Origin of the sequence: Bradyrhizobium sp. SZCCHNS3016, assembly GCF_032484535.1 — a bacterium.
Lineage (GTDB): Bacteria > Pseudomonadota > Alphaproteobacteria > Rhizobiales > Xanthobacteraceae > Bradyrhizobium.
On sequence record NZ_JAUETE010000026.1, the window covers coordinates 1 to 14,333 of the forward strand.

11 protein-coding genes are annotated in these 14,333 nt (G+C 65.6%); 3 read left to right on the top strand and 8 right to left on the bottom strand.

The features are described 5' to 3' along the window. Nucleotides 1-715: 715 nt before the first annotated feature. From QW881_RS31105 to leuB, 4 genes are all read right to left on the bottom strand, one after another. Entirely contained in the window at nucleotides 716-1,657 is a 942-nt protein-coding gene (locus tag QW881_RS31105) for an ABC transporter substrate-binding protein (protein WP_315758738.1), read from the bottom strand. A 135-nt stretch (nucleotides 1,658-1,792) separates the two neighbouring features. After that, a complete protein-coding gene (locus QW881_RS31110; RefSeq protein WP_315758737.1) occupies nucleotides 1,793-2,833 on the bottom strand; it encodes an ABC transporter permease in 1,041 nt (346 codons plus the stop codon). A gap of 4 nt (nucleotides 2,834-2,837) precedes the next feature. Continuing rightward, nucleotides 2,838-4,349, bottom strand: coding sequence for a sugar ABC transporter ATP-binding protein (locus tag QW881_RS31115; RefSeq protein ID WP_315758736.1), 1,512 nt, complete (start codon nucleotides 4,347-4,349; stop codon nucleotides 2,838-2,840). 592 nt (nucleotides 4,350-4,941) lie between these two features. Then, a complete protein-coding gene (leuB, locus tag QW881_RS31120) occupies nucleotides 4,942-6,054 on the bottom strand; it encodes a 3-isopropylmalate dehydrogenase (RefSeq protein WP_315740665.1) in 1,113 nt (370 codons plus the stop codon). Nucleotides 6,055-6,268: 214 nt separating this feature from the next. Between leuB and QW881_RS31125 the strand changes: the two genes are divergently transcribed. Continuing rightward, nucleotides 6,269-7,501: a YbfB/YjiJ family MFS transporter gene (locus tag QW881_RS31125; RefSeq protein WP_315758735.1), complete on the top strand. Its 1,233-nt coding sequence runs from the start codon at nucleotides 6,269-6,271 to the stop codon at nucleotides 7,499-7,501. Between the two features lie 167 nt (nucleotides 7,502-7,668). Here QW881_RS31125 and QW881_RS31130 read toward each other — a convergent pair whose 3' ends face one another. From QW881_RS31130 to QW881_RS31140, 3 genes are all read right to left on the bottom strand, one after another. After that, nucleotides 7,669-8,451: a molybdopterin-dependent oxidoreductase gene (locus tag QW881_RS31130; RefSeq protein WP_315758734.1), complete on the bottom strand. Its 783-nt coding sequence runs from the start codon at nucleotides 8,449-8,451 to the stop codon at nucleotides 7,669-7,671. 14 nt (nucleotides 8,452-8,465) lie between these two features. Next, nucleotides 8,466-9,119, bottom strand: coding sequence for a cytochrome b/b6 domain-containing protein (locus QW881_RS31135; protein WP_315758733.1), 654 nt, complete (start codon nucleotides 9,117-9,119; stop codon nucleotides 8,466-8,468). A 214-nt stretch (nucleotides 9,120-9,333) separates the two neighbouring features. After that, nucleotides 9,334-9,888 carry a fasciclin domain-containing protein gene (locus tag QW881_RS31140; RefSeq protein ID WP_315758732.1) on the bottom strand — a complete coding sequence of 185 codons (555 nt, stop codon included), beginning with the start codon at nucleotides 9,886-9,888 and terminating at the stop codon, nucleotides 9,334-9,336. A gap of 482 nt (nucleotides 9,889-10,370) precedes the next feature. Between QW881_RS31140 and QW881_RS31145 the strand changes: the two genes are divergently transcribed. Then, nucleotides 10,371-10,739, top strand: a complete 369-nt coding sequence (locus tag QW881_RS31145; protein WP_315758731.1) for a hypothetical protein — start codon at nucleotides 10,371-10,373, stop codon at nucleotides 10,737-10,739. A gap of 12 nt (nucleotides 10,740-10,751) precedes the next feature. Here the strand turns inward: QW881_RS31145 and QW881_RS31150 are convergent, their stop codons facing one another. After that, nucleotides 10,752-11,939, bottom strand: a complete 1,188-nt coding sequence (locus QW881_RS31150; RefSeq protein ID WP_315758730.1) for a DNA topoisomerase IB — start codon at nucleotides 11,937-11,939, stop codon at nucleotides 10,752-10,754. A 377-nt stretch (nucleotides 11,940-12,316) separates the two neighbouring features. Here QW881_RS31150 and acs point away from each other — a divergent pair, with 377 nt between their 5' ends. After that, nucleotides 12,317-14,269 (top strand): acetate--CoA ligase, encoded by a 1,953-nt coding sequence (acs, locus tag QW881_RS31155; protein ID WP_315758728.1) that lies wholly within the window; start codon nucleotides 12,317-12,319, stop codon nucleotides 14,267-14,269. The last annotated feature ends 64 nt before the right edge of the window (nucleotides 14,270-14,333 follow it).

Here is a 14,333-nt window from a genome sequence, read left to right on the forward strand (position 1 = left end):
CAGAGGCGCTTGACGAGCTGCTGTCACGAATGAAAACACTTGGTGTTGCGACCACCGCTTGAGCCCGCCACCCGGCCTTCCCTGCGCGATGGTTTTCACGCTTACTCTACGCTCTCCCCGGTGTCCGGCCTGTTAGCCACCGTTGTCGTCGGGATCATCGCCCTTCCGACTTGGCGCCAGCATCGGGGCGCCAGGACCACGCAGCTTCACGTCCGCAAGAGCCTCGTTCGTCCGCATGCCCCTAGGACATGCTGCGAGCCTTCGCGGCCACCGCATTCCCGCCTCGCGCCTCGTGACGATCGCGAAACGCCCCTCGCAAGCGAAGCGGGATGGAGGGAGAAGACCATGGATTCTGGAAAAACGAAAGTGAAATTTTTGACGGAGTCCGACTGATCGAGCGGACGAGATTGAAATCGCGGGCGAAATAAGTTCTTCGCCGCGAAGGGAATAGAGCAACGGGACGACCGGCAACCTCCGTCAATCGCCATCGATCGCACCCGAGAACTGATCCGATTTGCCCGACGGGCAGTCGCGACAAGCAAGCGTCCGAGTGGGTTGCTCCGTCATGCCCGGGCTTGTCCCGGGCATCCACGTCCTTCCCGGGATGCCTCGCGACGTGGATGGCCGGGACGAGCCCGGCCATGACGACGCGGAGATGGACCGCCACAAACTCAGATCATCATATGCGATCACCCGGCCCGACCTCGCACCCGTCTCAATCGTATAGCACCGCCGCGATCTTCGGATCGGTGATGTTGGACTTGTCGTACCAGTAGAAGCCGGTGTCGGTGACCTTCGGCAGCTTCTCGCCCTTCAACGCCTTGACCGCTGACTCCACGGTGCAACTGCCGATGCCGATCGGGTTCTGGGTGATGGCGCCGGCCATCTCGCCCGACATGATCGCGGCCTTCTGCTGCTTGCCGGAATCGTAGCCGATCACGGCGATCTTCTTCTTCATCTCCTTGACGCCGTTGAGCACGCCGATCGCCGAGCCCTCATTGGCGCCGAAGATACCCTTGAGATTCGGATTGGCCTGCAGGATCGACTTGGTGATCTCGGTCGATTTGAGCTGATCGCCGCCGCCATACTGCACGCTGACGATCTTGATGTTCGGATGCTTGTCCTTGATGCGCTTGAGGAAGCCGTCGCGACGGTCGATGCCGGTGCGGCTGGTCTGGTCGTGCACGACCACGGCGACGTCGCCGGCATCGCCGATCATGTTGGCCATCTTGTCAGCGGCGAGGCCCGCCGCGGCGACGTTGTCGGTGGTGCAGGTGGTCAGCGGAATGTCGCTGTCGACACCGGAGTCGAAGGCGATCACCGGGATCTTGGCGGCTTGCGCCTTCTTCAGGAGCGGAATGGCGGCCTTGGAATCGAGCGCGGCGAAGCCGATCGCCTGCGGCTTCTTGGCGAGCGCCGCGGAGAGCATGTCGATCTGCTTGTCGACCATGGCCTCGGTTTCCGGACCTTCGAAGGTGATCTTGACGTTAGCGGCCTTCGCGGCCTGCTCGGCGCCGAGCTTCACCGCCTGCCAGAATTGGTGCTGGAAGCCCTTGGAGACGAGGGGGATGTAGACATCATCGGCACGCGCGCTCGCGGACACTCCCGCGACCATGAGGGCGCCGAGCGCGACGCCGAGGAGATGCTTGCTCAACATTGGTGTTTCCTCTGCTCTCTTCAGTGACCTTGTCGTTACATTGATGATCGTGGTCGTGGCCGCTCGCTGTCGGCGGGCAGCGCAATCTTCAGCGCGACGTCGTAGCGGTGCTGGTAGCTGGTCCTCCTTGAAGGGTCAGGCGCGGGTTCGACGGAGCATGTCGGCGTAAACAGCGAGAATGATGATGACCCCGGTGACGACGAATTGCCATTCCTGGGCCACCGAGAGGATGCGCAAGCCGTTGGTCAGAACGCTCATGATGAAGGCGCCGATGATGGTGCCGAGAATGGTGCCGGTGCCGCCGCTCAGCGACGTGCCGCCGATCACGACGGCAGCGATCGCATCGAGCTCATAGCCCTGGCCGAGCGCCGGCTGGGCGGAGTTGATGCGCGAGGCGAGCAGCAGCCCGGCGACGCCGCAGATCGCGCCGCCGAGGCCGTAGATGACGATCTTCCAGCGATCGACATTGACGCCGGACAGCCGCACCGCCTCCTCATTGCTGCCGATCGCGAAGGTGTAGCGGCCGAGCGCGGTGCGGTTGAGAACGACGGCCGCCAGCACCGCCATCACGAACAGGATCAGGGCCGCGTTGGGAATCGGCAGGGCGGGAACGACATAGCCGAGCAGCGAGTCCTGCGAGATCATCGAGAAATTCTCGGTGTTGCTGAAATAGATCGGCTTGCTGCCGGAGACGACCAGCGCCAGCCCCTTCAGCACCAGCATCATGCCGAGCGTCGCGATGAACGGCGGCACCTTCATCTTGGTGATGACCGTGCCCGACACGGCGCCGCTGAGCGCGCCGGTGACGATGGCCGCGACGATGCCCGTCCACATCGGCAGCTCCCAATAGGTGAGAAACACACCCGCCATGACGGCGCAGAAGGTCATCAGCGTGCCGACCGACAGATCGATGCCGGCGGTGATGATCACGAAGGTCGAGGCGATCGCCAGCACGCCATTGACCGCGGTCGCCTGCAGGATGTTGATCATGTTGTCGGTCTGCATGAACGCCGGCGACGCGAAGCTGAAATAGACCAGCAGCAGCACGAGACTCGCGAACGCCAGCAGCTTCTGCAGCGCCGCGGGCCCGAGCAGACGGCGGCGCAGCGCCGCCATCGCGCCGCTCGGCGCGAGGCCATCCCTGACCTGATCCTTGACCAATGCGGGGTCGCTCATGCCGTCAGCCTGCCTTCATGGTTTCGCGCTGGGTGGCCAGATGCATGATCCGCTCCTGCGTGGCCTCGTCCGGCGACAATTCGCCGGTGATGCGGCCCTCGCACATCACGACGATGCGATCGCTCATCCTGATCACCTCGGGAAGCTCCGAGGAGATCATGACGATCGCCTTGCCCTGGTCGGCCAGCGAGCGGAGCAGGCGGTAGATCTCGTTCTTGGCGCCGATGTCGATGCCGCGGGTCGGCTCGTCGAAGAACAGGATGTCGCAATCGCGATCGAGCCATTTGGCGATCACGATCTTCTGCTGGTTGCCGCCGGAAAGCAGGCGAACCTGCTGCGACACCGAAGGCGTGCGGATGTTCAGCATCCGGACGAAGCGGCCAGCGGTGTCGCGGATCGCGCGCTTCCTGAGCACGAACTTCATTGCAAGGTAGTTCGCGAGGTTCGACATCACGACGTTGGATTCGACGTCCATGCCGGTGGCGAGGCCGAAGCGCTTGCGGTCCTCGGAGAGATAGCCGATGCCGTGGGCGACCGCATGCGCCGGCGAGCGGATCGTCACCTTGCGATTGTCGACGAGAATATCCCCGGACGGAACGGCGTCGGCGCCGAAGATCGCGCGCGCGACCTCGGTGCGGCCGGCGCCCATCAGGCCGGCAAAGCCGAGAATCTCGCCCTTGCGCAGGGTGAAGCTGACGTCACGGACCAGCGGCCCGCAGTTGAGCCCGCGCACCTCCAGCGCGATCGCGCCGGCGGGCTGCGTGCCCGCGACGCGCGCGTCGCCCAAGGTGCGGCCCACCATCATGCCGATGATGGTCTCGATCGTGGTGCTCTCGGCCGGCACCGTCGCGACATACTCGCCGTCGCGCAGCACGGTGACGCGATCGGCGATCTGCTTCAGCTCGTCCATCTTGTGGGAGATGTAGACGATGCCGACGCCGCGTGCCTTCAAGGCGCGGATCATCTTGAACAGCTCGGCGATCTCGCGATTGTTCAGCGCGGCGGTCGGCTCGTCCATGATCAGGACGCGCGAGTTGAAGGACAGCGCCTTGGCGATCTCCACCATCTGCTGCCTGGCCACCGTCAGCCCGCCGACTGTCGTGCGCGGGTCGATCGACAGATTGAGCTGGGCAAGCAGCTCGGCCGCCTGCCGGTTGAGCCTGTCCTCGTCCAGCAGCAGCCCGAACGCCTTCATCGGCTCGCGCCCGATGAAGATGTTCTGCGCCACCGTGAGATGATTCATCAGCTGCAGCTCCTGATGAATGATCCCGATGCCGGCGGCCTGCGCCTCGCGCGGGCTCGGAAAATCGACGCTGGCGCCGTCGTAGATGATCTCGCCGGAGTCCTTGCGGTAGACGCCGGCGAGGATCTTCATCAGGGTCGACTTGCCGGCGCCGTTCTCGCCCATCACGGCATGGACCTCGCCCGCGAGCAGCTCGAACCTGATATTGTGCAGCGCCCGGACGCCGGGGAAGCTCTTGCACAGGCCGTGAACGGAGATGAGCGGCGCGCTCATGCGTCAGCGCATGTGGTGAGGGAGGTCGCGGGAGACAGGTCGCGGGCCGGCGCCGCGGCCTCAAGGCAACGAAACTGCCTGCCGCAGTTTGCATCGCGAGCGACATGTCGCATCGCGGTCGCGATCACATCCGTCCTCCCCGGCTCCCGCATCGTCTCTTGCGAATCCGCGTCCATCAGCGATGGCCAGCGATGGCGCGGCTTTGCCGTCAGGCTAATCCACCGGGGATGAAAGTCTACAGGTAAAATCGACAGGCGAGACTGCGCGGGTCCCGGAGGAGACACCCGCCTTCATCAGTTGCTTCCAAGCACTCTCGGCGATCGCGGTGAGCTCCCCTCCCCCTTGCGGGGAGGGGTCGGGGGTGGGGGTCCCCGGACAACGCTCTCTGATGGGTCCGCGCAAACAAGTAAGACGCACGCGCTTCGACGAAAGCGCGTCGGGACTGATGGCAGACATTGATGATTGGGAAAGTGAGACGCGCCTGAAGCGTGGGTCACTGGTTGTGGACCCCCACCCCCAACCCCTCCCCGCAAGGGGGAGGGGAGCACAGCGTCTTCGCGGCGAGAGCTGGATCCCGACCGGCGCCGTCCAACTACGCCGTGAGCTTCTCCAGCTCCTTGATGATCGCCTCGCCCATCTGCGCGGTCGAGGCCGGGGTCGAGCCTTCGGCCTTGATGTCGGCGGTGCGCAGGCCGGAGGCGAGCACGGCGGCGATGGCGGCGTCGAGCTTGTCGGCGAGTGCGCCCATGTCGAAGGAGTAGCGCAGCGCCATGCCGAACGAGGTCAGCATCGCGATCGGATTCGCCAGGCCCTTGCCGGCAATGTCCGGCGCCGAGCCGTGCACCGGCTCGTACAGCGCGCGGCGCTTGTGGGTCTTGGCATCGACCTCGCCGAGCGAAGCCGACGGCAGCATGCCGAGCGAGCCGGTCAGCATCGCCGCGATGTCCGACAGCATGTCGCCGAACAGATTGTCGGTGACGATGACGTCGAACATCTTCGGATATTTCACCAGGTTCATGCCGCCGGAATCGGCGAGCTGATGCTCGAGCGTGACGTCCTTGTATTCGCGATTGTGAACCGCGGTGACGACCTCGTTCCAGAGCACGCCCGACTTCATGACGTTGCGCTTCTCCATCGACGTCACCTTGTTGCGGCGCTTGCGCGCGAGGTCGAAGGCGACGCGGGCGATGCGCTCGATCTCATAGGTGTCGTAGACCTGGGTATCGATCGCGCGCTTCTGGCCGTTGCCGAGATCGGTGATGGTCTTGGGCTCGCCGAAATAGACACCGCCGGTGAGCTCGCGCACGATCATGATGTCGAGGCCCTCGACGATCTCGCGCTTCAGGCTGGAGGCATCGGCGAGCGCCGGGTAGCACACCGCGGGGCGCAGATTGGCGAACAGGCCGAGATCCTTGCGCAGGCGCAAGAGGCCCGCTTCGGGGCGGACCTCGTAGGGAACGCCATCCCATTTCGGGCCGCCGACGGCGCCGAAGATGATGGCGTCGGCCGCCTTGGCCTTGTCCATGTCGGCCTCGGAGATCGATGCGCCGTGGGCGTCATAGGCCGCGCCGCCGACCAGCCCGTCCTCGGTCTCGAACGAGGCGAGCCCCTTGGCGTTGAGCCAGCCGATCAGCCGCTTCACCTCGGCCATCACTTCGGGGCCGATGCCGTCGCCGGGCAGCAAAAGGAGCTTCTGGGTCGCCATGGTCGTTGTCCTCACGGGGCTTGTCATGCCCGGGCGTTGCGCGGGCATCCAGCATTCTTGGCCGGATTGCCGGCCAAACCGGCAATGACGGGAACGAAAATCCGCGCGGAGTGCTAAAGCCCTCCTGCACGGTTGGCAAGCCACCATTGCCGCCGCACGTCTTCTGGACCGGCGTGCCGAGCTGCTATGTTCTCCGGGATCGCCGCTAGAGAGCATGGACTGCCGGACGATCGCTGCGCCGGAGCATGTCTTGCTGAATCCCACGCCCGATCCGCCTCCGGCCCATCCGGCGCGGCTCAACCTGACGCTCTCGCTCGGCCCCATCGTCGGCCTCGGCATCGGCCGCTTCGCCTATGCGCTGGTGCTGCCGGACATGCGGGACTCGCTGCACTGGTCGTACTCGGCCGCGGGTTTCATGAACACCGTGAACGCCGCCGGCTATCTGATCGGCGCGCTGATCGCGTCGCGTCTGATCGGCCGAATCGGCGCACCGGCGACGGTGCGTGGCGGAACCCTGGCGGCGCTGGCCTCGCTCGCGGTCTGCGCCCTGACAGGCGACTTCGTCTCGCTCAGCCTGGCGCGGCTGATCACCGGCGTCGGCGCGGGCGTCGCCTTCGTCGCGGGCGGCACGCTGGCGGCGCGGATCGCGCAATCGCGGCCGGCCCAGGCGAGCTTCATCCTCAGCCTGTTCTATGCCGGACCGCCGCTCGGCATCGTCGCCTCCGGCCTGGTGGCGCCGTTCGTGCTGCAGGCGTTCGGGCCCGGCTCGTGGTGGATCGTCTGGCTGGCGCTGACCGCGCTGGGCTGCGTGCTGATCCTACCGCTGCTGCTGACGCCGATCCCGGCGATGGCGGCTGTGTCCGGCGGCGGCGCAGCCCCGGTCTCGCTGCGGCCGATGGCGATCTATCTGTTCGGCTACTTCCTCTATGGCGCCGGCTACATCGCCTATCTCACCTTCATGATCGCCTATGTCCGCGACCTCGGCGGCGGCGCCGCCGCCCAGTCCGCGTTCTGGTGCCTGATCGGGCTGGCCGGCTTCACCACGCCCTGGGTGTGGCGCCGCGTGATCGCGCTGGACCGCGGTGGGAGGCCGGCCGCGATCATCCTCACCGTCAACGCCATCGGCGCCGCACTGCCGGCGCTCAGCCATTCGCCGGCGATGCTGGCACTGTCCGCCGCGATCTTCGGCGTCGCGTTCTCGACCGTCACGACGGCGACCACCGCGTTCGTGCGCTTCAATCTGCCGCAGGCGGCGTGGTCGCGCGCGATCGCGGCCCTGACCATCGTGTTCGGCATCGGCCAGACGTTGGGTCCGTTCGTGGTCGGGGCAATCACCGATGCGATGGGCAGCCTGACCTATGCGCTGAATGTGTCGGCGGCCTTGTTGCTGTTAGGGGCGGTCATGGCGGCGATGCAGGGGAAGTTGAAAGCCGCCGATCGAGCCTAACAAATGGTGTCGTCCCGGCGAACGCCGGGACCCATACCGCGGAAGCCATCGAGGGACGAGGCTGCCAGTTGCCCGCGTCATCACCGCCGTTGGCTATGGGTCCCGGCTCAAGGCCGGGACGACAGCCGAGGATGTGGCGGCGATCGCGGCTCTATCGATCGACGTCTTCAGCTCCCGCTGAACGAATTGTACCCCTGATCCTCCCAATAGCCGCCCTTGTAGTCGTTGGTGACTTCCATCGCGACGACGTATTTGGGGTTCTTGAAGCCGAGCTTGGTGGGGACGCGGATCTTCATCGGGTAGCCGTAGGCGCGCGGCAGAATCTGGTCGGCGAACTTGAAGGTCATCTGGGTCTGTGGATGCAGCGCGGTACGCATGTCCAAAGGCGAGTTGTAGCCGTCCTTGTCGGCGCAGTTGAACCAGACGTATTTCGCACGGGTGTCCGCGCCGATCAGCTTGAGGAAATCGCGCAGCGGCGTGCCGGTCCAGGAGCCGATCGCGCTCCAGCCCTCGACGCAGATGTGGCGCGTGATCTGCGTCACCTGGGGCAGTGCGTGCAGCTCGTCGAGCGTCCACGACTTCTTGTTGTCGACGAGGCCGCGCACCTCGAGCTTCCAGTCGGCGGCGTCGATCTCCGGCGCCTCGTCGAGCGTGTAGTAGGCGTTGAACGGGAACGGCTTGGTGATCGCGCTCTCCGGAAAGGTCGGTGCCAGCGCGTCCGGATTGAACATCCAGGCCTGCACCGCGTCGTTGAACTTCGAGACCTTCTTGAGCAGCTCCTCGGCGGTGTCGCCGTCGACGACGTCGCAGCCGGCGAGCAAGGTCAGCGCGCCGAGGCTGGCGCCACCGGTGATGAAGCGGCGCCGCGTGAGATCGGGCATCACCTTCAGCGAGTCCTTGATCAGGAGCCGCTTGTCGACGCCGGGAATGAAGAACGGACGTTTCGCCATGGCTGTCTCTCCTCTCAGCGGCCGATGATCATCGCGCGCAGGCTCTTCGGCACCAGCAGCGCGAGCAGAATATGGATCACCAGGAAGGCGCAGATCAGCGCCATGCAGACGAAATGGACGTAGCGCGCCGCCGGATAGTCGCCGAACAGGCTCACCAGCCAATGCAGCTGCACCGGCTTCCACATCGACAGGCCCGTGAGCACGACGACGATGCCGACGCCGATGATGCCGAGATACAGCAGCTTCTGCACCGCGTTGTAGACGGTGAGGTCGTCATGGGCGAGCTTGAAGGTCAGCGCGGCCCTGAGGTCGGCGACGACGGACGCCGGCGAGATCGGCAGCAGCTTGCGGCGGAACCGGCCAGTGGCGAGACCGGTGACGAGATAGGCAAGGCCGTTCAGCATCAGCAGCCACATCGCCGCGAAATGCCACAGCAGCGCGCCGCCGAGCCAACCGCCGAGCGTGAAGCTGCGGTCGAAGCGGAAGTCGAACAGCGGCGAGGCATTGTAGATCTGCCAGCCCGACATGATCATCATGATCATCGCGACGGCGTTGATCCAATGCATGACGCGCACCCAGGCCGGCTGAACGACCTTGGTCGCGACTCCGGTTACAGGTCCCCCGGTCGCCGCGAGGGTCGAAGGGGCGCTGGTGGTGGCGCTCGTCATGGCGGTCGGCTCCGTCGCTTGCGTTTACGTCGCTTGCATTCGTCACGCCAATTATACGCCGGCTCGGCGGGCTCCGTTACACCGCGGCGCCGATCAAAACGATACGCAGAAACTATCGCGTTCACAAAAAAGCGAGCCGGGGTGGCCCGGCTCGCTCCTGGTCACATCCGCGAGGAGGAGGAAGAAACGGATGTGTCCGGTGTCGCGCCGGGCCTCACGACGCCGGCATCAGCACGGTGTCGACCACGTGGATGACGCCGTTCGACTGGTTGACGTTCGGGATCGTCACCATCGAGGTGCCGCCCTTGGCGTCGACGATCATGACGTTCTTGCCCTCGCGCTTGACGGTGAGCTGCTCGCCCTCGACCGTCTTCAGCATCTGGCCGTCCTTCAGGTCGGACGCCTCGAGCTTGCCGGGCACGACGTGATAGGTGAGGATCTTGGTCAGCGTCGCCTTGTTCTCCGGCTTGACCAGGCTGTCGACGGTGCCGGCCGGCAGCTTGCCGAAGGCGGTATTGGTCGGCGCGAACACCGTGAACGGTCCCTTGCCTTCCAGCGTCGGCACGAGCCCGGCGGCCTTCACCGCGGCGACCAGCGTCGTATGATCCTTCGAGTTGACCGCGTTCTGCACGATGTTCTTCGACGGATACATCGCCGCCCCTCCGACCATCACGGTCTTCTCCTCGGCGCTGACAGGCGCGACGAAAGCCGAGGTCAGCGACAGCGCGCCGAAGGCGGCGGCAGCGAGAAAGGCAATGCGCTTGGACATGGGTAGCTCCCTATGAAAGGCGGCGGCAGAGCCGCGTGATGAGTTCGACTGCGACACCGATGCTGATCTTGAGCGGATGCGCTCTTGCGTCGTGTCAGGCCGAGCTACGCCGCGTTCGGAAGCGAGTTTCGGCGCATAATTTAACGTGATCCGTGAAACCTCAGGGCATCGAGATCGTCTCGCCGACTCATTGAACGAGAGCCGCGCCGCAATGTCGCAGCCTGCTGCGAACTGATCAGCTCTCTGTCGGTCATTGGCCGATGCCGATGATCGATCATCGTCGTCATTAACTACAATGCGAGCCAAGCCCGGCCGAACTTGCCGAAAACATTGCGAGTAAGACTTTCTTAAGGTTGATTGGTCGGCACGGCGCCGGCTGCGGGAAGGGGATGTCCCGCACTGTCCGGCGCGATCGGCGGGGGTTTCCTACAGTGAACAGAACGATCTGGATTGCGGGGTTCTGCCTCGTGATAATCTGCTGCTTGCTTGCAACGAAGATGGTGCTTGCCGCGGTATCGCCCGGCGACATCGCGGGCGAAGCGACGTCGTCGCTGATCCGCGAGCCGATTCCCGGCGTTGATACGTTGAACGAGTCCGATCGCAGTTTCGAAACACCGCCGCTCGATCTCAACGAAGGCGCGCGCCTGCCGCTGCTCTCGAGGGCCGTGCGCGCGGAGGGACGTGGTGCGTCGGCTGCCCGCCGCGCCAAGCCGGCCAGCAAGTCGGCCGTGCTGCGGCCGGCCAAGCGTGAGGCCACGACGGTGAAGAGCGCGGCGGTGCCGTGCCGGCAGCTCGATCCGATCGCCCGCTTCCTTGCATCGGCCAAGATCGGGACGCGCTGCCAGGCTTGATCGTTAGCTGCGTCAGGCCGAGACGGCCGTCAGCACTTGCGCCAGCAATTGCTCGCGCCGCGTCTGCGAGCGCTGGCCCTTCATGGTGGCGGCGAAGCGTTCGAGAATGCCGTCCTCGAACGCCGTGACGATGGTGTCGTGCACATAGCTGCGGCGGCAGATCGCCGGCGTGTTGGTGAGCTCGTCGGCGGCGGCGCGGATCGCTTCCAGGATCTGCTTCTTGCGGCCGCGCGCGCTCGCCGCCGGCGTGATCCGCGACAAGGTCTCCAGCGCGACGGCGGAGGCCATCAGGGTGCGGAAATCCTTCAGCGAGATCTTGATGCCGGCGATCTCGCGCAGGAAGGCGTTGACCTGTGTGGTCGAGACCGCGCGCACCACGCCCTGGGCGTCGCGATAGTGGAACATGCGGCGGCCGGGCACGCCGCGCAGGATGCCGACGGCGCGCACCAGCTTGGCGGCGTCGCATTCCTTGCGCACGGCCTTGCCGCCCTTGGCCTTGAAGGTGAGCACCAGGCTGTCGTCCTCGAGCGCGACGTTCGACTTCAAGAGCGTGGTGGCGCCGCGGGTGCCGTTCAGCCGCGCATAGGATTCGTTGCCGGGGCGGATCGCGGTGCGCGCAATCAGCTCGATCACGGCTGCGAGCGCGAACTCCCGCGTCGGCTCGTCGCCGGCGAGATGTTTCGATACCGCGCGACGGATGCGCGGCAGCGCGCCGACCAGCTTGGCGAGGCGATGCGCCTTGCGATGCTCGCGCACCTTCTCCCAGTCGGCGTGATAGCGGTATTGCAGCCGGCCGGCGGCGTCGACGCCGACCGCCTGCAGGTGCAGGCTCGGGTCGGGGGCGTAGCGTACCTCGCGATAGGCCGGCGGCACTGCCATGGCGTGCAGGCGGCGGATCGTGCCGGCGTGGCGGATCGGGGTGCCATTGGCGCGGATGAAGGTATAGCTCTTGCCGCGCTTGATGCGGCGGATGGTCAGCTCGGCCTGGTCACCGAGCTTCAGCCCGATGCGCTTGGCGAGCTCCTCGACCGAGGTCTTGGCATTGCCCTGGGCGTCGGCGGTCTTGGCGTGGGCCAGATCCTTCAAGGTCAGCTTGCGGCGCGGCGGCTTGGACGGCCACTGGCCCAGCGCTTTCGCGAGCGCGACCTCGGCGTCGGCCGGGCCGACCCGCGGGCTCTCGAAATTCTGCTGGTCCATCATTGCTTTAGACGCCCTGCCGTCGTGTTGATCCGCTCAATGCCCCGGAGTCCGGTTTGGATCCGGCCCAGTTATCCACAGCTTCAAGGCGATTTAGGGCGTGATGGGCCGGATAGCGAGTCCCTAATTTTGGGCAAAGCGGTTTCAAAATACCGGACGGCGACCCGATTCCGGGTAACCTTGATGCTGCTGATTGTCGCGACCTCTGCCGCGCGGCCGGCTGCCGCAACCTCCGCGCACAATTCTTTGATCCTGCGCAGACCGGGTCCCCGCCGAAGGTTCTACTTGTCTTGCCTTGTCGCCGCCGGTTACGCGGACGCATAGTGGGAACAACGACGGCCTGCGCTGGACCACGGCGGGCCGCATGTGGAGGGTGTGAAATGTCCGAGAAGATCTACGACGTTCCGGCCGAATGGGCGAAACGCGCCTTTGTCGACGACGCGAAGTACCAGGAGATGTACGCGCGCTCGATCAAGGATCCCAACGGCTTCTGGGCCGAGCAGGCCAGGCGCGTCGACTGGGTCAAGGCGCCGACGAAGATCGAGAACGTCTCCTTCGCCCCCGGCAACATCTCGATCAAATGGTTCGAGGACGGCGTCCTCAACGCCGCCTACAACTGCGTCGACCGTCACCTCGCCACCCGCGGCGACCAGACCGCAATCATCTGGGAGGGCGACGACCCCTCGCAATCCAAGCGCATCACCTATCGCGAGCTGCACGACGAGGTGTGCAGGATGGCCAATATCCTGCGCAACCGCAACGTCAAGAAGGGCGACCGCGTCACCATCTATCTGCCGATGATCCCGGAAGCCGCCTATGCAATGCTGGCCTGCGCCCGCATCGGCGCCATCCACTCGGTGGTGTTCGCCGGGTTCTCGCCGGACTCGCTTGCCCAGCGCATCAAGGACTGCGATTCCAAGATCATCATCACCGCCGACGAGGGCCTGCGCGGCGGCCGCAAGGTGCCGCTCAAGGCCAATGTCGATGCCGCGCTGAACAAGGTCGACAATGTCGACTGGGTCGTCGTGGTCAAGCGCACCGGCGGCAAGATCGAGATGAACCCGAGCCGCGACCTCTGGTACCACGAGGCCGCGGAGATGGTGACCACCGAGTGCCCGTGCGAGCCGATGCATGCGGAGGATCCGCTGTTCATCCTCTACACCTCGGGCTCGACCGGCCAGCCCAAGGGCGTGCTGCACACAACCGGCGGCTATCTCGTCTACGCCGCGATGACGCATCAATACGTGTTCGACTATCACGACGGCGACGTCTACTGGTGCACCGCCGACGTCGGCTGGGTCACCGGCCACAGCTACATCCTCTATGGGCCGCTGGCCAATGGCGCTGTCACGCTGATGTTCGAAGGCGTGCCGAACTATCCGGACAATTCGCGGTTCTGGAACGTCATCGACAAGCACAAGGTCAACATCTTCTACACCGCGCCGACCGCGATCCGCGCCCTGATGCAGGGCGGCGACGGGCCGGTCAAGAAGACCTCGCGCGCGTCTCTGCGCCTGCTCGGCTCGGTCGGCGAGCCGATCAATCCGGAAGCCTGGGAGTGGTATCACCGCGTCGTCGGCGACGACCGCTGCCCGATCGTCGACACCTGGTGGCAGACCGAGACCGGCGGCATCCTGATCACGCCGCTGCCGGGCGCGACCAAATTGAAGCCGGGTTCGGCGACGCGGCCGTTCTTCGGCGTCGTGCCGGAGATCGTCGATGCCGACGGCAAGCCGCTGGAGGGCGCGACCGAAGGCAATCTCTGCCTCACCCGCTCCTGGCCGGGCCAGATGCGCACCGTCTATGGCGATCATGCCCGGTTCGAGATGACCTACTTCTCGACCTACAAGGGCAAGTACTTCACCGGCGACGGCTGCCGCCGCGACGCCGACGGCTACTATTGGATCACCGGCCGCGTCGACGACGTCATCAACGTCTCCGGCCACCGCATGGGCACCGCCGAGGTGGAGAGCGCGCTGGTCGCCCACGCCAAGGTCTCGGAAGCCGCCGTGGTCGGCTATCCCCACGACATCAAGGGCCAGGGCATCTACGCCTATGTCACCCTGATGGCCGGCGAGCAGCCGAGCGAGGAGCTGCGCAAGGAGCTCGTCGCCTGGGTGCGCAAGGAGATCGGCCCGATCGCCTCGCCCGACCAGATCCAGTTCGCCCCTGGCCTGCCCAAGACCCGCTCCGGCAAGATCATGCGCCGCATCCTGCGCAAGATTGCCGAGGACGAGCCGGGCGCACTGGGCGACACCTCGACCCTCGCCGATCCCGGCGTGGTCGACGACCTCGTGCAGCACCGTCAGAACCGCAAGGAGAAGCAGGCGTAGGCACGCCGTGCCCGGCGGGCGCGAGAGGCGCTCGCCGCATTCGTCAAGGCTCATCGCACTCCCG

What these genes read in the sequence shown, in the direction of transcription:
- QW881_RS31140 (WP_315758732.1), bottom strand. Translation starts at nt 9,888, where the DNA reads ATGTCCAAGCGCATTGCCTTTCTCGCTGCCGCCGCCTTCGGCGCGCTG.
- QW881_RS31105 (WP_315758738.1), bottom strand. Translation starts at nt 1,657, where the DNA reads ATGTTGAGCAAGCATCTCCTCGGCGTCGCGCTCGGCGCCCTCATGGTC.
- QW881_RS31150 (WP_315758730.1), bottom strand. Translation starts at nt 11,939, where the DNA reads ATGATGGACCAGCAGAATTTCGAGAGCCCGCGGGTCGGCCCGGCCGAC.
- QW881_RS31125 (WP_315758735.1), top strand. Translation starts at nt 6,269, where the DNA reads ATGGACTGCCGGACGATCGCTGCGCCGGAGCATGTCTTGCTGAATCCC.
- QW881_RS31115 (WP_315758736.1), bottom strand. Translation starts at nt 4,349, where the DNA reads ATGAGCGCGCCGCTCATCTCCGTTCACGGCCTGTGCAAGAGCTTCCCC.
- acs (WP_315758728.1), top strand. Translation starts at nt 12,317, where the DNA reads ATGTCCGAGAAGATCTACGACGTTCCGGCCGAATGGGCGAAACGCGCC.
- QW881_RS31110 (WP_315758737.1), bottom strand. Translation starts at nt 2,833, where the DNA reads ATGAGCGACCCCGCATTGGTCAAGGATCAGGTCAGGGATGGCCTCGCG.
- QW881_RS31130 (WP_315758734.1), bottom strand. Translation starts at nt 8,451, where the DNA reads ATGGCGAAACGTCCGTTCTTCATTCCCGGCGTCGACAAGCGGCTCCTG.
- QW881_RS31135 (WP_315758733.1), bottom strand. Translation starts at nt 9,119, where the DNA reads ATGACGAGCGCCACCACCAGCGCCCCTTCGACCCTCGCGGCGACCGGG.
- leuB (WP_315740665.1), bottom strand. Translation starts at nt 6,054, where the DNA reads ATGGCGACCCAGAAGCTCCTTTTGCTGCCCGGCGACGGCATCGGCCCC.